Genomic DNA, 24207 nt, shown 5'->3' with positions numbered 1-24207 from the left:
TGGCCTTTATACTACCAGATTAACGAGCCGGTTCGGCACAACAATCACCTTTTTAGGCGATTTGCCGTCCAGCATCTTTATAACCTTAGCAGAAGAAGTTGCTAATTTTTCGAGTTCGTCTTTGGATGTTGTGCGGCTTACCGTTAACGTATCCCGCAGTTTACCATTGACCTGAACGGCAATAACGATTTCGTCTTCTATCGTCATAGCAGGATCGAAATCCGGCCATGATGTTTCAGCAACGAAGCCGTCTTCCTGAAGAATATCCCAGGCTTCTTCGGCCAGATGGGGCACCATAGGGGCGACCAAACGCAATAGGATACGGGAGGCTTCCCGACGGCTGGCAGAAGGTTTGGCTTTTTCGATAGCATTAACCAGATCATGGATTTTGGCGACTGCTTTATTGAAGGAAAGATCCTCAATAGCGGTCCCAATATCTTTGATCGCACAGTGCAAACGACGAAGCAAATCCCGATCTTCGCCGGAAGTTTTATCCAAAGCAAAGGCACTAACGCGCCAAAGTCTCTGCATAAAACGCCAACATCCTTCAATACCCGATTCAGTCCATGCTAAGTCACGTTCCGGCGGGCTATCGGACAACATAAACCAACGAACAGCATCGGCACCATACTGATCTAAAATCGGTGCGGGATCGACGACATTCTTTTTTGATTTTGACATCTTTTCCACACGGCCAACATTAACAGGGCCACCTTCAGTGGTTAAAAGAATACCTTCCTCGTTTTTATGGATTTGTTCCGGCGCTAACCAATGCCCTTCCGCATCTTTGTAGGTTTCATGGGTAACCATGCCTTGCGTAAATAAACCTGTAAAAGGCTCTTTTATATCAAGACGTCCGATAGACTGTAACGCTCTTGTCCAGAAGCGCGCATATAAAAGATGCAAGATCGCATGTTCTACCCCCCCAATATATTGACCAACAGGGAGCCATTTTTCGGCAATTTTTTTATCAAAAGGCTGATCGGAAGGTTGGCTGGCAAAGCGTATAAAATACCAAGATGAATCAACAAAGGTGTCCAGCGTATCCGTTTCCCGACGGGCTGGTTTTCCACAACAAGGACAATTAACGTTTTTCCATGTCGGATGCCGTTCTAGGGGGTTACCAGGTTTATCGAAACTGACATCATCGGGTAAAGTAACCGGAAGCTGTTCCCGTGGGACAGCAACGGGCCCACAGCTATCACAATGAATAATAGGGATCGGCGTGCCCCAGTAGCGTTGACGGGAAACCCCCCAATCTCGCAACCGGAAAACCGTTGTGCCTTTGCCCCATCCTTCCTTTTCAGCCCGCTGAATGACGGCTTTTTTAGCGTCTTCATAGGCCATACCATCCAAGAAGCCGGAATTGACCATGATGCCCGGGCGGCTGTCTGCTTTGTCAGCAATTGGTTCATGCGCTTCTTCTGGAGACGGCGCCACTACACGGGTGACAGGCAAATTATACTTACGGGCAAAATCCAGATCCCGTTGGTCATGGGCAGGGCATCCAAAAACAGCCCCGGTTCCATAATCCATGAGAACAAAATTAGCGATAAATAAGGGTAATTTACGGTTTTTATCAAAAGGATGCGTTAACGAGAGACCTGTATCAAAACCCTTCTTTTCAGCGGTTTCAACATCTTCAGTCGCCGTTCCCATCTGCTGACAATCAGCAATAAATTCAGGTAAGCCTGCCATTTTTTCAGCAAGCGCCTTCGCCAGAGGATGGTCACAGGCGATAGCAACAAAGCTGGCCCCAAATAACGTATCAGGACGTGTCGTGAAAACTTCGATTTGATCAAAACCTTCAGGGGCTTTGTCAAAATGAAAGTGAAATTGCATCCCTTGGCTACGACCAATCCAGTTTTCCTGCATAGCGCGGACTTTTTCTGGCCATTGATCAAGGTCTTTTAGACCTTCTAATAAATCATCGGCAAAATCCGTGATCTTTAAAAACCACTGATTAAGCTTTCGTCTTTCTACTAAGGCACCCGAACGCCAGCCGCGACCATCAATAACCTGTTCATTGGCTAAAACCGTATGATCTACGGGATCCCAGTTGACCGCTGATTCTTTCCGGTAAACTAACCCTGCCTTGTAAAGATCAAGAAAAAGGGCTTGCTCTTGGCCATAATAAGATGGTTCACAAGTGGCTAATTCACGGCTCCAATCAATGGCAAACCCGATACGCTTTAGCTGCTCACGCATCGTAGCGATATTCGACATTGTCCACTCACGCGGGTGAACATGGCGTTCCATAGCAGCATTTTCAGCGGGCATTCCAAAGGCATCCCACCCCATAGGATGCAAGACTTCATGGCCTTTCATGCGACGATAACGGGCTAGGACATCCCCCATCGTATAATTACGGACGTGTCCCATATGGATACGGCCCGAAGGATAAGGAAACATTTCAAGCACATAACTATGCGGTCGATCTGAATTATCTTTTGCGTGAAAACAGCCGCTTTCTTCCCATTTTTTCTGCCAGCGACGGTCAATAACATGCGGATTAAAACGCTGGGAAAAACCAGACTCATTCATTAATCGAAAACCTTTTCTTAATCACCAGACATAGCTGTCCGTCGAAGATCACGGGCCCGTGTTAACACCACATCTTCAAGCCGCTGGACAGTACTGGCATCGACGGGTTCGTCTATCCAACTGCCCTCACGTAAAACCTGACGGGAGGCAGAAATCCTTAAACCATCAGCGCGCAAATCATCTCCGAAAATAGCAACAGCCACGCGCATACGCTCATTAGGGCTAGCCGGATTGATATACCAATCTGTAATAATAACACCACCATTAGCATCAGTCTGGATAAGAGGCATAAAGGAAAAAGTTTCCAGAGCCGCCCGCCAGAGATAGGCATTAATGCCGATAGTCGTTAATCTCGAAGGGGCAAGCCCCGCTACACTCTTTTGATGGCCATGGCCACAAGCTGTCAGTGGTAAAATGACAGCAGCCAGAAGCAAAGAGATAAAGCGGCGATAAAACATAAAGTGGCAATCCCCGGAAACAATGGCGGTGTGACAGCTTTGCTTATAAATGGTCTGGGCTTCCTAGCAAGAGTAAGAACGTATGCGGTCTTATAGACAGATTTTATGGGTATATCTCTCTATCTGTTCTATAGCTTTTTCTATTTTGTCGCACCAGACGCAAGACTTATCGTATAGTTTTTCTGAAAGTATCTATATTTAAAGTGATATGCAGATATTTCCGAAATTATCAAATAAATTTGGGCGGCAAAAATCGGCGATTGTGAAGCACCGGTAAAACTGATCGTGCGTGTTCTATGCGGCTATGCTCTAAGGTAGCAAATATTAAAGCAGGTTCTTCCCCAGCCCTTACAATAGCCACCCCTAAGGGATCGACGACCATGCTGTTCCCGATATTCCGTGCCCCGCATTCACCTGTTGCAATCATATAGCAGGTATTTTCCAGCGCGCGCGCTTTTACCAAAATATCCCAATGCGATTCTTTCCCCGGCCCTTTTAACCAAGAAGCCGGTAAAATCAGCCCATCAGCCCCTTCCAGAACCAAGCGGCGCGCTAATTCTGGAAAACGAAGATCATAGCAGATCATTAAACCTAGTTTAAAACCGGCCACTTCCACCAAAGGGGGTAAACTGTTGCCCGCAGTGATAGATCGAGATTCTTGAAAGGAAAAAGCATCATAAAGGTGAAGTTTGCGATATTCTGCAATAATCTGACCATTTTTGATAACGAGTAGCGTATTGTAAAAACGGTTTAGGCCATCAGGGATAGGAAGACACCCCGCCATAGTCAGTTTGGGATAGCGTTTTGTCACCGCCAGAAGATGCGTTATAAAAGGACCATCAATAGGTTGTGCTGTTTTGGGGATAATATCAGGATCGGTCATATCCTGTGCCAATATACTTTCAGGCAACAACAAAAAATCAGCACCACCAAGCGCAGCCTGCTCGATGAGATCACTACATATTACAAGATTGTCATGCCAATCTGGCTGAACCGCAAACTGACCTAGGGCTACTTTCAAAAAAAGGCTCCTTCATCTCTCTACTTATAAAAATATAATCTGGTATCCTTATTACCATAAATAAATATTAATTTGGTAAAGTCCTAATCCTATCAAAACTACAAGTTTGAATGATAGGGCGTGTCATCTCTAATAGCGACGATATTTAAAGTTGAGAGAAACCCTTATCGGATTTATTAGAATTTGAAAGTCGTTCCCAGATAGACAGCCTGCCCATCACGATGAACATCAGGGGCCGAGGGTGAAATATGGCTGTTCCGTTGCATCGAATAGCGCAAGCCACCAGAAAGCTGAAGGCGATGGTTCAACATATAAGAACCGACCACATCTAAGGAATAATTAGTATTATCACCGATGGCAGATGATCTTTCACCGGTGTTACGGGCAGAATTAAGTTGAAAGCGGGTAGACCAATTATGGTTGGTATAATTTACCCCGACATCAAAAGCATCACGCCCCCCTAAAATCGGCCCTTCATTGACATGCCCGACATCCCCTGAAAGCGTAAATTGTTTCCAGCTGAGAGAAGCCCCCATATTGTAAGCCGTGCCGGGGGCAATAGACAAGCTTTGAGGCGTACCGTTATGCTCTCCGGTAGGTGGTAGAATATGCGCCCTTACCGCAACAGTAACGGCACGCTTATGCCCGGGGACAGAAGAAGGCGTAAACTGAAAACCGGAAGAAATCGGATTAGCGGGGGATTGCGCAAAAGCGGCGGCCAATCGAGGATCGCCAATCGAGGGCGTGAAAGAACCTATGGGCGCATCGTTACCATTATGCCCGATGACTTGCAGGCGTGTAGTATTCCCTCTGGTTTCAGAGTGATGACTACGATTGCTATGATAGGTAAAAGGCGGATGGCTTGATACGATTTTAGGAGACGGCGGCCCAATAGGTTGCGAAGCGGCAATCACAGGCTGAACCGACAAAAAAAATAAAAAACATCCCCCTAATCGATAAGCAAAGGAGCCCCCTCCTTTTGTCAAGCCGATGCCAAGCTTGCGCAAAACCATTTTCTAACGCTGATCCCCTTTCCGAATAAAAACTTTCTAACTAAAGATTGATATATTTTCTATATTTATAAGAGGGTTTTCTTTTTTTTCCCAACAAAACAACAGGGGTGTGGCATGGTTGCACTGTAAGTGGAACGCAACATTAAAAAAATATAATAACAACAATCTTTTTTTAATAAATTATTAACGATTTTTAAAAAGAGAATTCTAAAAAAAATGTGAGTAATTGTTTTTTTTGCTTGTTTAGTATTTCAATATCTTATCAATGAAATTAAAATAATTTTTAATGAATTGGGCGATTTTTCAATTAATATTAATATTTGTTTGAAACAAATATTAAAACAAAAATAATAATACCAAATACTATAAAAATGATGTTTTAATTGTTATAAATTAATATATTCCATTTTCTCTCTCTAACTATAAGTGGAAAGCGCATAAAGTTGGTTGCCTGACAAGGGATCAACTGACAATAGCTTTTTTAAGAGCGTTAAGGCGCTGTCGGGATGGAGAAAAAAATGTCTAAAATTTTCGATATTGCCATTATCGGAAGTGGGATTGCAGGGGCCGGACTGGCGGCGATGATTGGGGATCAAGCCACCACCTTGTTATTGGAAGCAGAGGCAACCCCCGGTTACCATGCGACAGGTCGTTCTGCTGCGTTCTGGTCAGAAACCTATGGTGGCCCTGCCATTCAACCTTTAACCAGTGCATCAGGCCCACGGTTAAAGGCAGGGGGATTCCTATTCCCACGCGGCATTGCCCATGTCGCAGATCAAGACGGCCTAGACGCGTTAAAGAAATTTCAGGAAAGCTTTGCAGGCACACCTGTCGTTTTAACGCCGCTGGATCGGGCTGCGATTGAGGCCACCGGCGCACGGTTAAAAGCGGGCTGGGATCATGGATTATCAGAAGCGAGTTGTGAAGACATTGATGTCGCGGCGCTTCATGCCCATTTTTTGTCCGTAGCAAAAAAAACGGGCACGGAATTACACACGCATAATCGTGTTACGGCCTTAACTCGAAAAGAGGGATATTGGTTCATCGAAACGACGCGCGGTAGCTTTAAAGCGGCCCGTGTTGTAAATGCTGCGGGTGCATGGGCTAGTGAAATTGCAAAATTAGCAGGTGCCTTACCTGTGGTTATTACGCCTTATCGTCGCACGATGATTCAACTACAGGTCAGCCCTACTCCACCGGCGGCGATGCCTATTATTATTGATGCTTTAACTCGTTTTTATTTTAAGCCAGAAGCGGGCAATCGTTTTTGGTTATCACCGCATGATGAACATCCACAGCCGCCAGCAGATGTTGCGCCCGAAGAAATGGATGTCGCGATAGCTATTGACCGTTTTCAACAGGCCGCTGATTGGAAAATTGAAAAAGTGGAACGTACTTGGGCTGGTTTACGGAGTTTTTCACCTGACCGTGCCCCTATTTATGGCGCTGATCCTAAGGCAGAAGGCTTTTTTTGGTGTGCTGGACAGGGGGGATTCGGTATCCAGACCTCTTCAGCGGGTTCTATGTTAGCGGCGTGCTTGTTATTAGAACAAGCCTTACCCGATTGGTTAAAAGACGTCGATCCAGAGCGCTATTCACCGAAACGGTTTCAAGTCTAAGATCATCGGTCAAGATTTCACCTGAAGATCAAATTAAATTTTAGTCTGTGAAGCGCTCTTAACGATATTTTCTACTGATTGCGAAGAAACCCATGCAGGCTATGCCCTTTAATATTAATGCTTGCATGGGAAATCAGTAAGGGCGCCTTCACCCCATAAAGATAGCAGATAGCGAGAATAAAAAAGTGAAAAACGAAGCCGCTCTATGTGCATGATAAAGGCAACAAAAAATTATTTATCTTTGATAATGGCTTTACCACTATACCAACCACGACAGAAAAATTTATTGCCCTTTGCAAGGTCACATTCTCGATAATAACTTTGGGCAGAAGAGACCGAAATCGATAGAAACGGCCATACGATTAACCTTTTTAATTTTGATCGCATTTTAGCGCCTTCATCGCCATCATTAAGTAATAGTCATTTTAATCAATATTTAAGTTAGATGGGCGCTGCCCCCCTTCTTCTGGTATAAAAGGATTCTATTATTTTTTTTTAGAAAAAAAGATTTTAATTACTAAAATAAACAATATTTTAACCATTAAGTTAATTTAATTAAAATAATGAAATAAAAAAAATAGCCAAAATTATTATTAGAGACTGCTTGTTATACGCGATAAAAGACACTAAAAAGGGCAGCTCAGAAATCTGAACCGCCCTTTCTAATGCGTAAGCTATCTTTTATTTAGCGCTTACCGCCTGTAGCTTCAATAGCTAAAGCTTCAACAAGTGAAAAATCAGCCACGCGGTGCATCGCTTTTCGGATTTTTTCCAATAAAGCGAGACGACGATGACGTATGCTCTCATCTTCGTGATTAACGATAACCTGATCAAAAAATTGATCAATCGGTTGGCGTAAGCTGGCTAATGCTGTCATAGCAGCGGCATAATTTTCACCGGATAGCGCGGCTTCCAGATCATTATGGATCGCTGCTAAAGCGGTTTCCAAGGCCTTTTCCGCGGGTTCCATAGCCTCTTCACTGATCATGCCAGAGGCATTTTCCTCACTGCCCTTTAAAATATTTGCAGCCCGTCGATAACCCGCTAAGAGATCGCGTCCCTCTTCGGTTTCAAGAAAATCTTGCAAGGCCTGAACCCGTGCCAAAAGACGAATGACATCATCTTCATAGCCCAAGGCTAACACAGCATCAATCAGATCATAGCGGATGCCCGCTTCGCGTTGCTGAACCTTTAAACGTTCAGTAATAAAGCCTAACAAGCCATCTAGTTGATCGCCAGCACCGGCTTCTTTAAAAAGAGGGGCTAAAGGTAAACGCAATTGATGGGCGATAATGGTCTGAATAATTTGAACTGCAGCCCGTCTTAAGGCGAAAGGATCTTTCGAGCCAGTCGGGCGAATATTACGCATAAAAAAACATGCTAAACTATCAATACGATCGGCTAACGCGACAGCCGCCGCGACCGCTTCCCCCGCTTCCGCTTGATATTGACTCGAAATAGCCCTGATTACCGCGCTATCCTCTTTGCCCGCCTTGGCATAATAGCCGCCCATAATGCCTTGCAGTTCAGGAAATTCGCCAACCATATTACTGGCAAGATCTGCTTTGGCTAACAACCCGGCCCGCTTTGCAAGATCGGGTGAAGCCCCAATTTGATCAGCAATATACCCTGAAAGCGCCGCAATGCGTTTAGCCTTATCACCGACCGAACCCATGCCTTCATAAAACAAAACGGAATCGAGCTTGGGCAACCAGTTTTCCAAAGGAATTTTAAGGTCTTGTTCCCAAAAGAAACGCGCATCCGATAAACGGGCAGAAAGCACCTTTTCATTACCCGCGATAATTTCCCGCCCACGGTCTCTTGCTTGTCTATCGGCAACACAAATAAAGGCCGCAGCAAGATTGCCCTTTGCATCGCTACAAGCAAAATATTTCTGGTTGGTACGCATAGTAAGCTGAATAACTTCCCGAGGGACAGCGAGAAAAGCTTCATCGAAATGACCAAGAAGAGGCACCGGCCATTCCGTAAGACCTGCATTTTCTTGCGCCAGCACCGGATCTTCGATCAAAGTCAGATTTGCGGCTTTAGCGGCAGCGCGTGCAGCGCGTGTAATGCTTTCGACCCGTGTATCAAAATCAATCATCACATGCGCGGCGGCCATTTTTTCAGGATAATCAGCCGCTTTACCCAAAGTGATAAAGTTCGGGTTATGAAAAGGATGCCCCTTAGTCTTATTGCCAGAGGTGATCGCCTCTAATTCTATAGGGATAATCTGATCATCCAAAAGTGCAACAATACCCTTTAAAGGACGTACCCAGCGCAAGGATTCGCTGCTACTGGAAAAATGCCCCCAACGCATGGATTTAGGCCAGGGAAAAGAACGGATAATAGCCGGAATAATATCCGCTAAAACTGTGGTTAATTCTTGGCCAGGCTTTTCAATAATGGCATAAAGAAATTGCCCCTTGGGGGTATCACGGCTTTCCAATTGATCTCGGGTTAAGCCGGTTGAACGCAGAAAACCCGCTAAAGCTTTTTCAGGCGCATCAGCGCGGGGGCCACGGCGTTCTTCTTTGACCGCTTCGGTTTTTTCCGGCAAATTGCGCATCAATAAGGCGATACGACGGGGGGTTGCGTATTTTTCAGTTTTTTCCGGCTTAATGCCGGCCTCGGTTAAACGTGCCGTTAAAAGCTCGGCAAGTTTGTCCACCGCCATTTTTTGAAAACCGGCCGGAATTTCTTCCGAACGAAGTTCAAGCAGAAAATCAGCCATTTTTATGCCTCCCACCCATTATAGGCCATCCATGCGGCAGCCACTGCTTTCGTCAATTCACGGACACGGCCGATATAAGCCTGACGCTCGGTAACTGAAATCATGCCACGCGATTGGAGCAGGTTAAAAATGTGACTGGCTTTGATCGCTTGATCGTAAGCCGGTAAAGGAAGCGGATTTTCACGTTCCAGCAAAGCTTTGCATTCATTCGCCGCTTCTTTAAACCAGCGGAATAAAGTGTCTGTATTGGCGGCTTCGAAATTATAAGCGGAGAATTGACGCTCGTTTTCTAAGAAAACATCGCCATAGCTTACGCCTTCATCATTAAAGCGTAAGTCATAGACGTTATCGACACCTTGAATATACATCGCCAGTCGTTCAAGACCGTAAGTGATTTCACCGGAAACCGGTTTACAGTCAAAACCGCCGATTTGCTGGAAATAGGTGAACTGGGTCACTTCCATGCCATCGCACCAGACTTCCCAACCCAGCCCCCAAGCACCTAGAGTCGGACTTTCCCAGTCATCTTCAACAAAACGGATGTCGTGAAGGGAAAGATCAATACCAATAGCTTCTAAAGACCCCAAATAAAGGGCTTGAAGATTATCAGGTGAAGGCTTCAGGATAACCTGATATTGATAATAATGGCAAAGCCGGTTGGGATTTTCACCATAGCGGCCATCGGCGGGACGGCGGCAAGGCTGAACATAGGCCGCTTTCCATGGCTTGGGCCCGAGCGCTTTCAGGCTGGTTGCCGGATGAAAGGTTCCTGCCCCCATTTCCATATCATAAGGTTGCAGAATGACGCATCCTTGTTGACTCCAGTAATCATGAAGTCTCAGGATAAGTGCTTGGAAGGACAGACTCTCTGGCATTTTTCCTCGAATGATGCCCACGGCGACAGGGACAAATCTGGGCGGATATAAAAATTTATATCCGCAAAATAAAACCATCTTCCGATTTCATCCCAAAAGATGAAACCGAAGCGCTTATGCTCTACTCAGTAACGCAGCGGAATTGAAGACCTCTTACCTTTAAAAACCGTTTTTTGCACTTTTGTTAGGAGGATACAGACAGGATTTCTTTTTTTGAGCCTCTTATCACGCGATTTATGGGGCAGAATAGCGCAAGAATTCTGAATATCGTCGCCCCTGCCCTTGTCATCTGCTTTTTCCAAGGCAAAAAGCGTATCAAACGCAGCAGGAGAAGGCTTATGATTACACCGATAATATCCTGTATCGGGATTGTTTCAGCTCTTTTAGCAGCATCAGAGCATCCTTATGCGATCCGACAACATGCCCTTCATTCAACGGCTACCCGTTTTAAAAAGACATCCACGGCCCAGTCTTCCAAATCCTATAAATCGATCTCGGGGAAGACTATTGCCCAGTTATCTTCTACTGAAATTGTCCAAGCCTTGCCCGCCTCAGAGAGTAAACCAGATTCGATTATTATAGATGCCCATCCTGCCTTATGGATGATTCATAAGAACAATACGACGATTTATCTTTTTGGTACCATCCACCTGTTAGATCCGCGTTATGACTGGTTTAATCGGCATATCAAGGAAGCCTTTGAACAATCTTCGGAATTAGTCATTGAAACCAAGGCCCCGCCCGCCGATCAGGTACAAGCGATTGTTTCAGAATTAGCCTTGAATAAATCAGGAAAGCCGCTGCCAAAACGACTACCCATTGCCTTAACACGTCGCATTGAGGCAGAATTAACACGGTTTCATATGCCTAAAAACAGCTTGGATCGTTTTGAGCCTTGGTTTGTCGCCGTGACTTTAACCATGCTCCATTATCAAAAAAGTGGCATTAAAACCTTATCAGGTGTTGAACCTATTTTGATCGCCAAGGCCCAAAGTGAAGCAAAAAATATTAACGAACTCGAAGATTTTAAGCAGCAGCTTTCTTTTTTAGCGAATTTATCGCCCGCTGATCAGGAGGTTTTTTTACGCTCTAGCCTAGAAGAAGATGAGCAAAGTTCTTTCATCATCCGCTTATTAATTAAGGCATGGGCTGCCGGTGACGAAAACCGTCTAGCGAATATTGTTAATCAAAATATGAGCCAGCTTCCACATTTACAGAATATTTTATTGGAAGAAAGAAATCGGCACTGGGCAGCGTGGATCGAGAACAGACTAAAAACCCCCGGTACAGTTTTTTTAGCTGTAGGGGCAGGACATTTGGGTGGAGCCAAAAATCTGCGTAGTATTTTAGCCGAACATCAAATTTATCCGGTCAGAATCGACAATTAATTCATGAGAATGTTAGCTTTCACTTGATAAAGCTGTGCCGATACTCAGGCTATTATGACATGAGACAGGGCATTTAAGGAAAATAGAATGAAGCGCAGATTGATGACGATAGCCACTATCGGAAGTGTTGCTTTGGCCGGTAATATGGCGATAACCTACCCTGTAGCCGCTGCTTCTCATAAAGTTATTACTCAAAATGACGATAAAAGTCTTATCAAGGCGATCAATGACAGTCGTCGTGCAGAATCAGATAAGGCGCGAGACGTCTATCGTCATCCGCTACAAACATTGCGCTTTTTTGGCGTAAAGCCTTCGCAAACCGTGATAGAATTTTATCCGGGAAAAGGGTGGTATAGCGATATACTCGCTCCGCTTGAGGCCAATAGTGGTAATTATTATGCGATACTGCCTGACAATGATGCCAAAGAGACTGCTTTTTTACAACGGATGGCCATGCACCCAGGTTGGTATGGACAGGCTATCACATTACGCTTTAATCCTCTAGAAAACGCGGTTTGGGCCGATGGTAAAGCCGATCGTGTTTTGACTTTCCGTAACGTCCACAATCTTTTATCCGCAGGCGATGACGTTGCCGCCACGGCCTTCGCTGACTTTTACCGATCTTTGAAGCCGGGCGGTATTCTGGGGGTTGTTGAACATCGTTTACCAGAAAACGAAAACAGCACTTTGGAAAAAACCAGTGGCTATGTCAAAAAATCTACTGTCATTCGCTTAGCAAAAGCCGCCGGTTTTATCTTTGCCGGTGAGTCTGCTATTAACGCTAACCCAAAAGATACCCATAACTGGCCTAAAGGCGTTTGGACATTACCGCCTAGTTTGGCTTTGGGGACGGAAGATCAGGAGAAATATTGGGCGATCGGAGAAAGTGATCGCATGACATTGAAATTCGTCAAACCCAAATAGGATAAGACCTTCTCTAATGAGATAAGACTATTTAAGTAAGAAAAAAACGAACGCGATTATAGGCGTAGTTTTTATTTGACGATTACAGGGATACTCAAAAAAGGATGGTCGGGGAGACAGGATTCGAACCTGCGACCCTCTGCTCCCAAAGCAGATGCGCTACCAGGCTGCGCTACTCCCCGACGGCTGTCTTCCTTAATCAATTTTTCAGGATAGTCAATCACAAATACGACTTGGAGTCTCTGGAAGGAGTAATAAACGCATCCGTCGGACATCTCTTTCTAAAGCTGAGGCCAAACTACCCGCCGCTATCGCCGGATCTGCCCCCGTTTGACGGGCCTTTATAAGCACTTCGATACCGATTTGTGCCATGGCGATACATTCGTCTAATAATATTTTCATTTGATAAGAAAGTAGTTCAGGCGCTTTATGATAAGCTTGATTAAGCTGTTCCATTAAAGAAAAAGAAAAAAATTCCTTTTCAGGCATTGCGGAATCGTCTTCTTTGTTAGAAGATTTTTGTTCTGGGATGCCTACAATTTCAGCCTGTTTTTCTTCATACCATAGCCTTAAAAAGGTAGCGATATGGTGTATTTGCTGAAGATCACGCCCGATATTAAGGCTGTTTTCCTGACAAAGCGGCACTATTGGGTCTCTATTCTAGAATTGGACTAAAACGCTATCAGCTTGACCTTTAACCCGTCTATACGAGTTTTTTATCACATCCTGTAAAAATTCAGTATTATTTTTGCAGTTGAATACTTTAAAGGTGTCTGCTCTTTGCAGACACCTTTCATTATCTGATTATAATATCTGTTTATAGATACGTCAGTGCTTCCAAGACTCCATGTGTTTTTAATAAAGTAACGGCGTGGTTAAACGCTTTTACAAAAGCCTCATTATCGGCCAGATTTAAAGAAGCCAGAATCCGACAATTTAAAAAGCCTTCTGTATTCTCACTGCCCCATTCTGCAATTTCTTCCTTGGAAAGATGGGGCTCAATCGGTGAGAATTTATGACCTTTGTCATTAAGACCGCGAAGATAGCGACGAAAACAAGCCAAAATAAAGGCCATCCGCCGAAGATCTCGGCTATTGGTATCTTCATCTTCGGTATGTTCGTTAATTGTCGGTAGCAAGAAAGTGGGCAATTTATTCGCACTGTCTCCCGCGATGCGTACCAGCTGATCCTTCAAGGCGGGATTGCTGAAACGCTGAAGCACTAAATCCCGATAATCGGATAACGAAGTGCCATCCGGTCCTTCAATAACCGGCATAACGTCTTTCGTCATAAAGTCGTAAACCAGCTTATAAATAGCCGGATCATCCAGCGCTTCGTCCACATATTCATAGCCTGCGGTCACGCCTGTAAGTGCAATAGCCGTATGAGAGGCATTTAACATCCGCCCCTTCATATGTTCATAAGGCGCAACATTTTTCGTAAATTGAGCGCCCAGTTTTTCGAAAGGTGGACGACCGTTACAAAATTCGTCTTTAATAACCCACTGAGAAAAGGTTTCTGCCAAAACGGGGGTTTGATCCTCAATGCCTGTCCGCTCGGCAACAGATTTTATATCCTCATCGGTAACCGTCGGCGCAATCCGATCCACCATGCTGTTGGGGAAACTGACATTTTCTTCGATCCAGCTCGCCAACTCTTTGTCTCGTAACTTAGCAAAACTTAAGACAGCTTTTTTGGCGACATCACCATTCCCGCGCTGATTATCGCAAGAAAAAATAGTAAAAGGTTTTGTCCCTGCCTGGCGACGACGCGCTAAAGCTTCAACAAGATAACCGAATGTATCTTTAGGATGTTTAGGATTTTTCAGATCATACTGAACACTTTCCGCATCGGCCTGAAAATTTCCTTCGCTATCCAGATGATACCCCCCTTCGGTGATAGTCATGGAGACTATACGAATGGCAGGATCAACCAAGGCTTTCATGGTCGCTTCCGGATCTTCCGGCGCGTGAAGATACTGAATGATAGAGCCAATGACACGCGTTGAGGGTTTTCCCTTAGGATCATATTCTGTCAGTGTATATAGACAATCCTGATCCTGCATCGCCTTGGCTTTTGCTTTGGAAGATTCCCGATCACCCAGGCTGATCCCGACAATGCCCCAGCTTTCATTCCCGGGTATGGCAAGGCAGTCGTCCATATAGCGTGCCTGATGCGCACGATGGAAATTACCGACCCCTATATGCGCGATACCGGGGGTTATTTTTGAACGATCATATTGAAAAATTTTTACATGTTTGGGATCAAGATCCGCCAGAGCTTTTTCGTTAAGCTTGATTGCTGCTTCTAGTTCAGCGGTGGCTGCCATTATCTATCTCCTCAAAAAAATGATTCAGGCCCCAAAAAGAGCGCGTTTATCCTTCTACCATGACCTAAAAGTGGTCTTTGCTGCCATGCAGACAGATAGTAATTCTGCCCATATTTATGCATACTATGTAGTATATTAACGATTAAAAATCAATATACCGTCAAAAAATAAAATTATATTATTAATATATAATAAATTAACAAATAAAACAAAGTATTTTTTAAAATTTTAAATAAAAAAATATATTTTTATCATTTTTTACTAAAAAATTTTTAATAAAAACTATTTTTAAATTTTAAAATTCAAATTTACTAAAAATATTATCCTTATAAATTTAAAAAAATTATTAACTACTCTTAAGAAAGGAATTTAAGAGGAAATAGTTCCACAAAAAATAGAACAGACATAACAAAAAAGCCGTTACAAAAATTATAACGGCCTTATTTTTAGAAATAATATCTAGGATTTAATTAAATATTATTGGATAATTTTGAGGCAATAAGCGTGTATGCCAAACGAGCATTTTCAGTATTGAAAGACTGTTTAAGACCAAGGGAAGAATGACCCTTTGTATTCGGTCGATGACTAAGCATCGCGGCTGCGGTTAAGCCATCAATCCCATTCATCGCCATGGCGATAAAGTTACGATTATCCTTATCAAAATTCATGCCCTCAACAGGCTTAGTATAGGATGCATAATGTAAGTTATTCATTTTCTCCCATACGCTATCACTGCCGGTTGCGTTGTGATCGAGACGAGAAGAAAGCAAATTAAACACTTCATCAAAGCTACGCCCACGGCCATGATGATCATAAAAAATAGCGGGATTAGCCTTTGCTTCTTTTTGAAAATGAGAGGCCGCACAGGCATTACCATTTGCGGCCCGTTTTGTAAGAAAACGGCTGGCACCCGAAGCCCCTAAAAAATGCGCGAAATAAAGCTCCCCTCTACTGGCCGGACGCCCCAGACATTGAGCCAGCGTTTCTGCATTATCAGCAGCAAAAGCGCCGGCCATACAGGCGGCGGCTGAAGGATCTTCTCTTAAGGCAAAAATTTGGGATTTAAGCGATGCGTCGCTTACAACCCAACGCCCGCCTTCTTTGGTAATAGCGTCGGAAGCCCAACCATAGCCGTAAGAATCTCCATGCTGTTTTAAGACTCCTAGCCAACTTTGGTCTAAAAACTGAAAGAGACCTGTCGCACTAGAGCCTTGGGCTTTGGCATGGGGATTAAGTCCGCTTTCGCTTCTGGCCTGCGCCATAAGATAGGAAAAATCGACGCCAGTATCCTGTGCAGCACGACCGATAGCCAAACGAATGGCTTCCATCTTGCTTTCCATTTTCTTCGATAATGAAACAAAATTGGCCGTCACGCCTATGATCCCCCTAGTCGTAAGCCCCTTAGTGATTAAGGTTTTTCCTGATCTTGGAAGTTAAAGCAAAATTTATGCCATCATTATAATCAGTCAGCTAAACTATTGTTCTTTAAAAGAATAAAGCGCCATCTTATTCAGATGACGCTTTATCAAAGATATTTCAAAAGCCGATGTCAAAAGAACTGTTATTTTTTTGACACTCTGCTTTCTCTATCCATTTAAATTAAAGATTCTTGTTAGAACGCGCGTGACGCTTACGTTCATTCTGATCAAGATAGCGCTTCCGCAAACGAACAGATTTAGGCGTTACTTCAACCAATTCATCTTCGGCGATATAAGCAATGGCCTGTTCCAAGGTCATCGCACGCGGTGGCGTCAGACGAATAGCATCATCTTTACCGGAAGAACGCATGTTGGTTAACTGTTTAGCGCGTAAAGGATTAACTTCCATATCCCCTTCACGGGCATTTTCACCGATAATCATGCCTTCATAGACGGTTTCACCCGCACCAATGAAAAGAACGCCACGTTCTTCCAAAGAGCCCAAAGCAAAAGCCACTGAAGAACCGGTGCCCAAAGAGATCAATACACCGTTTTGGCGACCAGAAATCGGTCCTTTATAAGGGCCGTATTTTTCAAAAAGACGGTTCATGATACCGGTACCACGCGTATCGGATAGGAATTCACCGTGATAACCGATCAAGCCGCGAGAAGGTGCCGAGAAGGTAATACGGGTTTTTCCGCCCCCGGAAGGACGCATATCCGTCAACTCAGCTTTACGCAGTGACATTTTTTCGACGACCGTACCTGAGAACTCATCATCAACGTCAATGACGACCGTTTCATAAGGTTCTTCACGGCCATTTTCACCGTCAATAAACAACACGCGCGGGCGGCTGATGGATAATTCGAAGCCTTCACGACGCATCGTTTCGATCAAAACGCCCAGCTGTAATTCACCACGGCCTGCAACTTCGAAGCTATCTTTTTCTTCAGATTCCGTGACGCGAATGGCGACATTGGATTCAGCTTCAACCGTCAGACGGTCACGGATCATCCGGCTCGTTACCTTGGTGCCTTCTTTACCGGCTAAAGGCGAATCATTAACCGAAAAACGCATAGACAGCGTGGGCGGATCAATCGGCTGAGCAGCGATAGGATCACGGACCGAAGGATCAGCAATCGTATTGGCAACCGTTGCGACCGTCAAACCGGCTAGACTGATGATGTCACCCGCAGAGGCTTCTTCAACGGCAACACGTTCTAAACCGCGAAAAGCCATAATTTTAGAAGCGCGACCGACTTCAAGGACATTACCATCCATATCAAGCGCATGGATCGGCTGATTAAGAGCAAGCTTACCCGCATCAATACGACCGGTCAGAATACGACCGACGAAATTGTCGCGATCAAGTAAGGTTACCAGAAAACGAAAAGGCGCTTCTGCATCAACATTCGGTGCCTTTACATGCCCCACAATCTTTTCGAAAAGGGGTGCGAGCGTGCCTTCACGCACTTCTTCGCTCTCTCCGGCATAGCCGTTACGTCCAGAAGCATAAAGCACAGGGAAGTCCAACTGTTCATCGCTGGCCCCTAAGGTCACGAACAGGTCAAAAACTTCATCCAACACTTCAGCCGCACGGGCATCAGGGCGATCAATTTTATTAACAACAACAATCGGCTTTAAACCAAGCGCAAGTGCTTTGCTGGTAACAAATTTTGTCTGTGGCATCGGGCCTTCTGCGGCATCAACCAACAGAATAACACCATCTACCATAGAAAGGATGCGTTCAACTTCACCGCCAAAGTCAGCGTGGCCTGGGGTATCAACGATGTTGATCCGCTTGCCGCCCCATTCAATAGAAGTACATTTAGCAAGAATGGTAATACCGCGTTCTTTTTCGAGATCACCAGAATCCATCGCTCTTTCGTCGATACGCTGGTTTTCACGAAAAGTACCCGATTGACGAAATAACTGATCGACAAGCGTCGTTTTGCCGTGATCGACATGCGCGATGATGGCCACGTTGCGCAGGCTCATGTGTTTCCTGTCCATTAAGAAAGATTAGCATCTATCTTTTATCTTTTTTCCGACCTGCTATCCTGACACAGGATAAGGCGGATTATAAAAGGATTCGATACCATAACCAGAATTAACACGTGAACCGCATTAATTCTCTGACGAATGCTGGCTCCATAACCGAAAAAGCTTCATTCAACAAGTATGCTATCTTGTAATTACCGTTAGGGAATAACTGAAAACAAAAATCTGTTTTTTATATCGCGATATAAAATATATTGGCTTTTTTCTAAAAAATAAAATTTTTCTAAAAAAAATAATAAAAAAAATAAGATAAAATTAAAAATAAATATATTTTTTTATATAAAAAAATATCAATAATTAATCGTAAAATCTTTAGTCATTTTAAAATATTAAATAGCATTACAACACTATATTTTTTTATAGTAATATTCTTAAAATATATAAAGTGAGGCACATGCGACGATGATAACAAAAGCCCTTAAAGCTTTTATGAATCCGTCAGGTCATAATAGCCAGAAATCTGATATATTTTCTTTTACCCTGATAAAGCCCCGTAAAGAAATAATCTTTTCTGTGATTTTAGGCCTGTCGCTTGTGGTTAATGGAAAAGCTTGTTTTGCAGCTATACAGCCAGCCGATACTACAGCGGACAAAGCTATCCAAAATAGCCAAACCTCTCCTTTGGGATCCTCTTGTGACTTAACGCCTTTCCCGGGTTATGAAAAAAGTAGCCAACAGCTTCTATCCATAAAAGCCGCCTCTGATTTTCGACGACAAGCGAAAATGCTCATAGAAATGGGGACACAAGATCAGAAAGTGAGAGCTAATTTTTCTAAAGGCGAAGCGGTTAACTGGAAAGCAGTGGATGAAACCGATCGCAATAATAGTCGTGCTTTCAAAAAAATGGTTGAAAAAGAGGGGCTTTTATCCCTTTCCCAAGTGGGCGGTCAGGCTGTCGCCGCCGAATTCCGGCTGATACAGCATGTTCGGGATATAGCCTTCCAAAAATCCTTGTTAGAAATGATGCAAAAACTTTTTGCCCATCATGATTTCCCTGGAGATTATGTTGCCCTGCTGGAAGACTATTTGTTAGTGAAAGATGGGAAGCCCCAATTTTTTGGCACACAGATTAAAAAAGAGGGTTCTCTTTATCCGGTTATAGATAAAGATCAGCTTGATATACGCCGAGCCAGTCACGGTTTACCGCCTTATCAAAAACAGTCTTGTTCGGAATCTTTGATAGATAAAAAATCATAATGGCCCTTCCTCTTTTTAGAGGATTGGTTCTCATCAATACTGATTTTTTATCTTACCCTGTCCTGAAATATCGAGCATTTTGAGGACAAAATAATGGCCGACACAACAGAAACACCACCCCCCACTGATCGCACGCGTGTCAAGCGTTTCCATCATCTGGGCCATTATGACCGCAAGACTATTTATTCTATTATTGACGCCTCTATCCTATGCCACATCGGCTATGTCTTCGAAGGGGCTCCTTTTGTAACACCTTGTAGCCATTGGCGCATTGATGACTATGTCTATTGGCACGGATCGGCAGCAAGCCGTATGTTGCGTACCCAAAGTGAGGGTGTTCCGATCTGTTTTACTGTGACCCATCTTGATGGTCTCGTTTTTTCACGGGCAGCCTTCGACCATAACCTTAATTTCCGTTCGGTCATGGCGTTTGGTAATGCTGAACTTTGCGATGAGGAAACAAAACGTCATGCTTTGGCCGTTTTCACAGACAGATTAGCACCGGGATTATGGGATCATGCCCGTAAGCCAGCCGAAAAAGAATGGACAGCCGCTAAAGTTCTCCGGTTAAAGCTGGATGAAGCCTCAGCCAAAGTACGCACTGGGCCGCCGCTAGATAGTGATAAGGATAAAACCTCTGATGCATGGGCAGGCACTATTCCTCTCCATACGGTGACGGGCGTACCAGAACCCGATCCAACGTTGCGTCCCGATATTGAGGTACCTTCTTTTATTAAGGATTTTGTCTATCCCCCCCAAATTTAATAAACAGGTATCGCATAATAAGCGTATGATACGAAAAGACGGCGAAGAAAATATAGGGTTTACCGCCGTCTTTTTTATTGAACAACTCTTTAAGTTAGAGACTATATTGTGCCTTTTTGAGATAACATTTGATCGACAACCTTCCGTAACTGTTTAACGCCCCAGCGGATACGCGCTACAGGAATGGCGGCAAAGCCCATGATCAAACCCTGTTTTGGACGATCGGACAAATAATAAATAGATAAAGGCCGTAGCGAGATGCCATATTCTCGGGCTAAGTCACAAAAAGCTAAATCACTTACATTATCAGGTAAAAAGGCAATAAGATGCATGCCTGTATCTGCCGCTGTAAAGGTCAAAGCTGAACCGACGACCTGATGTAATTCATCTAATAAAACATCCTGCCGTTCGTGATAAAGCTGTCTCATTCGTCTGATATGGGCAGCAAATTGCCCCGTTTTAAAAAAGCTGCCTAAAGCAATCTGTTCAAGTAACGGTGGATGCCTATCTATAATAGCTTTAGCCTTTGTAAAAACGGGTTGAATAGTCTCTGGAAGCACCAGATAACCCAGACGAAAAGAGGGCAAAAGCGATTTACTGAAAGTCCCAAGATAAATTACCCGCTGAGAGCGGTCGAGGCTACGAACCGCAGGAAGCGGTGACCCCCGATAGCGAAATTCGCAGTCATAATCATCCTCTATGACCCATGCCCCAATCCGCTCGGCATAATCTAATAATGCCTGACGTCGTGCCATAGGCATCGTCATACCAAGGGGATATTGTCGAGAGGGTGAAATAAATATCAAACGAGGATGGGGCTCTAACGCCCTACCCGCTTCGACATTTAATCCGGCCTCATCTACCGGAACGGGTATCAGACGGGCACCGGCGGCAAGAAAGGCACAACGGGCCCCTATATAACCGGGCTCTTCAATCCAGACGGGATCCCCTTGATCAAGAAGCACCCGTGAAATTAAATCGAGGGATTGTTGAGAACCCGACGTCATTACAACCTCGGATGATTGACAGCGCAACAGTCGGGATGCCCCAAGATGAGAAGCAATAATTTTCCGCAAAGGACGAAAGCCAGCCGGATCAGCATAACCTAGCATAGTTGGCCGCACTTCCTGCCAACTTTGCACCATAAAACGTTTCCACAATGGAAGCGGAAAAGCATCAAAAGCTGGAAGATCAGCGACGAAAGGAATCGGAAGCGCAGGGCCTGCGGTTACGGATAACTCGGTAAACAAACGTCCGCGTTCGGATGGCCCCGGCCCTAGAATGGCATCATCCGTCATTATATGAAGAAGCCCGCTGCGAGGCGCTAGATGCTCTTCAGGAAGAGAATCTGCAACGTAAGTGCCGTCTCCTGTCCTGCTGATTACATAGCCTTCGGCATGGAGATGATCGAGTGCCGTCACTACGCTATTGCGCGATAGTCCTAATTCTTGAGCCAAAATCCGGCTGGCAGGGAGACGACTGCCTGCCTCTAAACGTCCATCCAGAATGGCGGCATGAATTTGATAGTATAACTGTTTATAAACGGGGGTTTTATCGTCTCTGTCGATTATAAAAGCTATAAGAGAACCAATCGACGTCACCGACCTTTTCACAAAATTTTCCTATTCGAATAAGGATGCCGCTATAGGGAAATATTTTACAGTAGAACGCTTTATCTCTTGTTCGATTTTGATAATTTTATCATCGACGCTGCATTTCGACATGAATTTCATCACTGATCCAGCCGATTAGACCCAACCCGAACAGATCGGAGGGAAGTGTATTTTTTATAATCATAAAAAAACGGCACTAATATCGAGTCACGTATATAATTTACGGCTTTTTGGTTATCAGAGGTTTTTAATATTTCTTTTGCTTTTTCTAACAACGTAGCGCTATCGCTCTCTATAAATCGGATACTCTCTTGAAGACGCGTTAATTCTTCGGGCATTATGCCTTCTTGGGTGGATGAGTGGATAATCTCCTCTCTTGTTATTTTCATTTCTCTTAAATGACCTTGTAATTTTTTAAAACTCGCGTCTAAATTCTCTGAATTCATTCTGATAATACATAATTCCATTTTTCCTAAAACATGCCAAATAGTCATAATTTTTGTCCCAATATTTAAAAAAGTAATAATTTAAAATTAATTTTTGAAAAAAAATAATGCATTTTTTAGCATAAAAAATATAAAATGACGACGACCATCAGGTGAATTCAAAAATTATTCACTATTGATCACAACGAAAATGACTGGCATCATCTGAAGCGATAATAGCCTCGATTTCATAAGATGGATTTAAGTAAGCTATTGTGCAGTATTGTCTTTTTTTTGCTAAACTGCATAAATCAGACGAAAGAAGCTCAAATTTTATGAGTTTGTAATAGCTTTTTTGAAATGGGATGCCTTTGTCTCGCTTATCAATCAATACGGTTGTCAGTCTTGCTGCGACGTTGCTTTCATCCCTGACGGCGGTGGCGGTATGTTTACTTCTGGTTATAACAACGGCTGGGTCGGAACGACAAAAAATAGCTCCCGCTAAAAAAACAGCCGCACAATCCTCTGTTTTCACAGAGGCCGCCGCGAGACGCGAACAAAAATTTTTGGAATGTCGTTATTTAGCGCCGAAATCATCCGAAGATATAAAAGCTAAACAACGTTATCGTGAATGTTTAAGGCGAATTGCCTTTGATGGTGATTTACCGCCGGATCATCGAGAATAAATTTCGAATAAAATATTCAGAATATTTTTGTGTTTCGAAAAAATTAATCAAGCTATACTCTAAAAAAAGCCTGCATCTTATAAAGATACAGGCTTTTAAAACTGTGATCAAAATATCAGAGACGCTTATTTGGTCCAATAAACGTCAATAGAAGCTTCCGTTTCACCGAGAACCCGACCGACAGGTAAACGGGAAGAAGCCCCTTCTTCTAAGGCCTGATTAAGCACAGTTCGTTTGTGATCACCCGTGATGACAACCATCACCGTATGAGCAGAAGCTAATGCCGAGAGGCTGAGCGAAACACGTGCAACCGGTGCTTCTGGTGGAAGCGGATCAGGAAGAATACCCAAGGCACGCCGTTCACGGGGGCCATTTACAGCTTCATCAAAATTCGGCCCCGGGAAAATAGAGGCCGTGTGACCGTCATTACCCATACCCAGCCAGACAAGATCCGCAGGCCATTTGTAAGAGGCCAGTTTTTGATCAGCGGCACGCCCCGCAGCGGCACGGTCATCCAATAAGGATTCATCAATCAGCGAGACTAATTCGGCACCCGTTTTTTCGAAATATTTGGTCAGAAGGCCAAAGTTGCTTAACTTGTCACTGCGCGCGACCAAACGATCATCCGTCAGCATCAAGGTTACCTTGGGCCATTCAATTTCGCGTTCTGCAAGGGTTGGGAAAACCAGCTTGGGGGTAGAACCACCCGGAACGATTATGAGAGCGCGGCCTTTTTTTTCAATCGCCTGTTTAATAATAAATTCAATATCATCGGCAATCTGTTTGGCCATGGCCGCAACACTGTCGAATTCCCACCATTCGGCTTCGGTCATCTTCTTCTCCTTAAGGCCTGCTATTCTTCAAACGGACAGCATTTTTCTGTCTTATATAACAGGTTTCTTGATCTCATTTACAGCGCAGCAAGGCAAGGGAACAGTTTCAAACTATTGTTGCGAATCATTACCGGCTCCAATGAGAATGAAGACGTTCTAGAACGGCCTTGCATAGGATTGAAGGCAAAGCGCTATCAGTTTAGCAAAAAATATTGCTAATAGCTTGTTTTATAATGTTATTTTTAAAAATAAAGTTTATCCAGATAGCAAATCAAACTCTGCTATCTGGATATTTTTAAAGAT

Annotated in this window: 20 protein-coding genes and 1 tRNA gene; 6 read left to right on the top strand and 15 right to left on the bottom strand. The window is 44.0% G+C overall.

Translation table 11 applies throughout. The features are described from left to right. Positions 1-6: 6 nt before the first annotated feature. From leuS to ZYMOP_RS08465, 4 genes are all read right to left on the bottom strand, one after another. The gene (gene leuS, locus ZYMOP_RS08480; protein ID WP_013934909.1) at positions 7-2544 is read right to left on the bottom strand and encodes a leucine--tRNA ligase; all 2538 of its coding nucleotides are present in this window, start codon (positions 2542-2544) and stop codon (positions 7-9) included. A 17-nt stretch (positions 2545-2561) separates the two neighbouring features. Beyond that, the gene (locus ZYMOP_RS08475) at positions 2562-3002 is read right to left on the bottom strand and encodes a DUF3576 domain-containing protein (protein ID WP_013934908.1); all 441 of its coding nucleotides are present in this window, start codon (positions 3000-3002) and stop codon (positions 2562-2564) included. Between the two features lie 229 nt (positions 3003-3231). Continuing rightward, on the bottom strand, positions 3232-4023 hold the full coding sequence (locus ZYMOP_RS08470; protein ID WP_013934907.1) for a deaminated glutathione amidase: 792 nt from the start codon (positions 4021-4023) through the stop codon (positions 3232-3234). Between the two features lie 176 nt (positions 4024-4199). Further along, entirely contained in the window at positions 4200-5036 is an 837-nt protein-coding gene (locus ZYMOP_RS08465; RefSeq protein ID WP_013934906.1) for a porin, read from the bottom strand. A 518-nt stretch (positions 5037-5554) separates the two neighbouring features. Between ZYMOP_RS08465 and ZYMOP_RS08460 the strand changes: the two genes are divergently transcribed. After that, the gene (locus ZYMOP_RS08460; protein WP_013934905.1) at positions 5555-6655 is read left to right on the top strand and encodes an NAD(P)/FAD-dependent oxidoreductase; all 1101 of its coding nucleotides are present in this window, start codon (positions 5555-5557) and stop codon (positions 6653-6655) included. 231 nt (positions 6656-6886) lie between these two features. Here the strand turns inward: ZYMOP_RS08460 and ZYMOP_RS09460 are convergent, their stop codons facing one another. The 3 genes from ZYMOP_RS09460 to ZYMOP_RS08450 form a co-directional block, all read right to left on the bottom strand. Next, a complete protein-coding gene (locus ZYMOP_RS09460; RefSeq protein ID WP_158498510.1) occupies positions 6887-7042 on the bottom strand; it encodes a hypothetical protein in 156 nt (51 codons plus the stop codon). A gap of 298 nt (positions 7043-7340) precedes the next feature. After that, positions 7341-9389, bottom strand: coding sequence for a glycine--tRNA ligase subunit beta (glyS, locus tag ZYMOP_RS08455; RefSeq protein ID WP_013934904.1), 2049 nt, complete (start codon positions 9387-9389; stop codon positions 7341-7343). Between the two features lie 2 nt (positions 9390-9391). After that, positions 9392-10264, bottom strand: coding sequence for a glycine--tRNA ligase subunit alpha (locus tag ZYMOP_RS08450; protein WP_013934903.1), 873 nt, complete (start codon positions 10262-10264; stop codon positions 9392-9394). 338 nt (positions 10265-10602) lie between these two features. Between ZYMOP_RS08450 and ZYMOP_RS08445 the strand changes: the two genes are divergently transcribed. Continuing rightward, positions 10603-11652: a TraB/GumN family protein gene (locus ZYMOP_RS08445; RefSeq protein WP_013934902.1), complete on the top strand. Its 1050-nt coding sequence runs from the start codon at positions 10603-10605 to the stop codon at positions 11650-11652. Positions 11653-11739: 87 nt separating this feature from the next. Continuing rightward, a complete protein-coding gene (locus ZYMOP_RS08440) occupies positions 11740-12576 on the top strand; it encodes a class I SAM-dependent methyltransferase (protein WP_013934901.1) in 837 nt (278 codons plus the stop codon). 105 nt (positions 12577-12681) lie between these two features. Here the strand turns inward: ZYMOP_RS08440 and ZYMOP_RS08435 are convergent. The 5 genes from ZYMOP_RS08435 to typA form a co-directional block, all read right to left on the bottom strand. Then, a tRNA-Pro gene (locus ZYMOP_RS08435) sits at positions 12682-12758 on the bottom strand. A 34-nt stretch (positions 12759-12792) separates the two neighbouring features. Continuing rightward, on the bottom strand, positions 12793-13221 hold the full coding sequence (locus tag ZYMOP_RS08430) for a hypothetical protein (RefSeq protein ID WP_013934900.1): 429 nt from the start codon (positions 13219-13221) through the stop codon (positions 12793-12795). 172 nt (positions 13222-13393) lie between these two features. Further along, complete coding sequence (locus ZYMOP_RS08425) at positions 13394-14905, bottom strand: mannitol dehydrogenase family protein (RefSeq protein WP_013934899.1); 1512 nt, start codon at positions 14903-14905, stop codon at positions 13394-13396. Between the two features lie 470 nt (positions 14906-15375). After that, positions 15376-16278, bottom strand: coding sequence for a transglycosylase SLT domain-containing protein (locus ZYMOP_RS08420; protein ID WP_049778874.1), 903 nt, complete (start codon positions 16276-16278; stop codon positions 15376-15378). A gap of 226 nt (positions 16279-16504) precedes the next feature. Beyond that, positions 16505-18322, bottom strand: coding sequence for a translational GTPase TypA (gene typA, locus ZYMOP_RS08415; RefSeq protein WP_013934897.1), 1818 nt, complete (start codon positions 18320-18322; stop codon positions 16505-16507). Between the two features lie 465 nt (positions 18323-18787). Here typA and ZYMOP_RS08410 point away from each other — a divergent pair, with 465 nt between their 5' ends. Both ZYMOP_RS08410 and ZYMOP_RS08405 read left to right on the top strand, forming a co-directional pair. After that, positions 18788-19582, top strand: a complete 795-nt coding sequence (locus tag ZYMOP_RS08410; protein WP_013934896.1) for a DUF6624 domain-containing protein — start codon at positions 18788-18790, stop codon at positions 19580-19582. 93 nt (positions 19583-19675) lie between these two features. After that, positions 19676-20347 (top strand): pyridoxamine 5'-phosphate oxidase family protein, encoded by a 672-nt coding sequence (locus ZYMOP_RS08405; RefSeq protein WP_013934895.1) that lies wholly within the window; start codon positions 19676-19678, stop codon positions 20345-20347. Between the two features lie 101 nt (positions 20348-20448). Here ZYMOP_RS08405 and pdxR read toward each other — a convergent pair whose 3' ends face one another. Together pdxR and ZYMOP_RS08395 are read right to left on the bottom strand one after the other, a co-directional pair. Further along, positions 20449-21960 carry a MocR-like pyridoxine biosynthesis transcription factor PdxR gene (gene pdxR, locus ZYMOP_RS08400; RefSeq protein WP_013934894.1) on the bottom strand — a complete coding sequence of 504 codons (1512 nt, stop codon included), beginning with the start codon at positions 21958-21960 and terminating at the stop codon, positions 20449-20451. A gap of 119 nt (positions 21961-22079) precedes the next feature. Then, positions 22080-22454 (bottom strand): hypothetical protein, encoded by a 375-nt coding sequence (locus ZYMOP_RS08395; RefSeq protein WP_013934893.1) that lies wholly within the window; start codon positions 22452-22454, stop codon positions 22080-22082. Positions 22455-22750: 296 nt separating this feature from the next. Here ZYMOP_RS08395 and ZYMOP_RS08390 point away from each other — a divergent pair, with 296 nt between their 5' ends. After that, a complete protein-coding gene (locus tag ZYMOP_RS08390) occupies positions 22751-23071 on the top strand; it encodes a hypothetical protein (RefSeq protein WP_013934892.1) in 321 nt (106 codons plus the stop codon). Positions 23072-23196: 125 nt separating this feature from the next. On the opposite strand, the gene pgl is transcribed toward ZYMOP_RS08390, so the two are convergent. After that, positions 23197-23904, bottom strand: coding sequence for a 6-phosphogluconolactonase (pgl, locus tag ZYMOP_RS08385; RefSeq protein ID WP_013934891.1), 708 nt, complete (start codon positions 23902-23904; stop codon positions 23197-23199). Between the last annotated feature and the right edge of the window lie 303 nt (positions 23905-24207).

The organism is Zymomonas mobilis subsp. pomaceae ATCC 29192, assembly GCF_000218875.1.
Taxonomy (GTDB): domain Bacteria; phylum Pseudomonadota; class Alphaproteobacteria; order Sphingomonadales; family Sphingomonadaceae; genus Zymomonas; species Zymomonas pomaceae.
This window is presented reverse-complemented; position numbering and strand designations above follow the sequence as displayed.

Bases quoted from the DNA above. Each gene is read 5' to 3' on its own strand.
- leuS (WP_013934909.1), bottom strand. From the start codon at position 2,544: ATGAATGAGTCTGGTTTTTCCCAGCGTTTTAATCCGCATGTTATTGAC.
- ZYMOP_RS08475 (WP_013934908.1), bottom strand. From the start codon at position 3,002: ATGTTTTATCGCCGCTTTATCTCTTTGCTTCTGGCTGCTGTCATTTTA.
- ZYMOP_RS08465 (WP_013934906.1), bottom strand. From the start codon at position 5,036: ATGGTTTTGCGCAAGCTTGGCATCGGCTTGACAAAAGGAGGGGGCTCC.
- ZYMOP_RS08460 (WP_013934905.1), top strand. From the start codon at position 5,555: ATGTCTAAAATTTTCGATATTGCCATTATCGGAAGTGGGATTGCAGGG.
- ZYMOP_RS09460 (WP_158498510.1), bottom strand. From the start codon at position 7,042: ATGCGATCAAAATTAAAAAGGTTAATCGTATGGCCGTTTCTATCGATT.
- glyS (WP_013934904.1), bottom strand. From the start codon at position 9,389: ATGGCTGATTTTCTGCTTGAACTTCGTTCGGAAGAAATTCCGGCCGGT.
- ZYMOP_RS08450 (WP_013934903.1), bottom strand. From the start codon at position 10,264: ATGCCAGAGAGTCTGTCCTTCCAAGCACTTATCCTGAGACTTCATGAT.
- ZYMOP_RS08445 (WP_013934902.1), top strand. From the start codon at position 10,603: ATGATTACACCGATAATATCCTGTATCGGGATTGTTTCAGCTCTTTTA.
- ZYMOP_RS08440 (WP_013934901.1), top strand. From the start codon at position 11,740: ATGAAGCGCAGATTGATGACGATAGCCACTATCGGAAGTGTTGCTTTG.
- ZYMOP_RS08425 (WP_013934899.1), bottom strand. From the start codon at position 14,905: ATGGCAGCCACCGCTGAACTAGAAGCAGCAATCAAGCTTAACGAAAAA.
- typA (WP_013934897.1), bottom strand. From the start codon at position 18,322: ATGAGCCTGCGCAACGTGGCCATCATCGCGCATGTCGATCACGGCAAA.
- ZYMOP_RS08410 (WP_013934896.1), top strand. From the start codon at position 18,788: ATGATAACAAAAGCCCTTAAAGCTTTTATGAATCCGTCAGGTCATAAT.
- ZYMOP_RS08405 (WP_013934895.1), top strand. From the start codon at position 19,676: ATGGCCGACACAACAGAAACACCACCCCCCACTGATCGCACGCGTGTC.
- ZYMOP_RS08395 (WP_013934893.1), bottom strand. From the start codon at position 22,454: ATGACTATTTGGCATGTTTTAGGAAAAATGGAATTATGTATTATCAGA.
- ZYMOP_RS08390 (WP_013934892.1), top strand. From the start codon at position 22,751: ATGCCTTTGTCTCGCTTATCAATCAATACGGTTGTCAGTCTTGCTGCG.
- pgl (WP_013934891.1), bottom strand. From the start codon at position 23,904: ATGACCGAAGCCGAATGGTGGGAATTCGACAGTGTTGCGGCCATGGCC.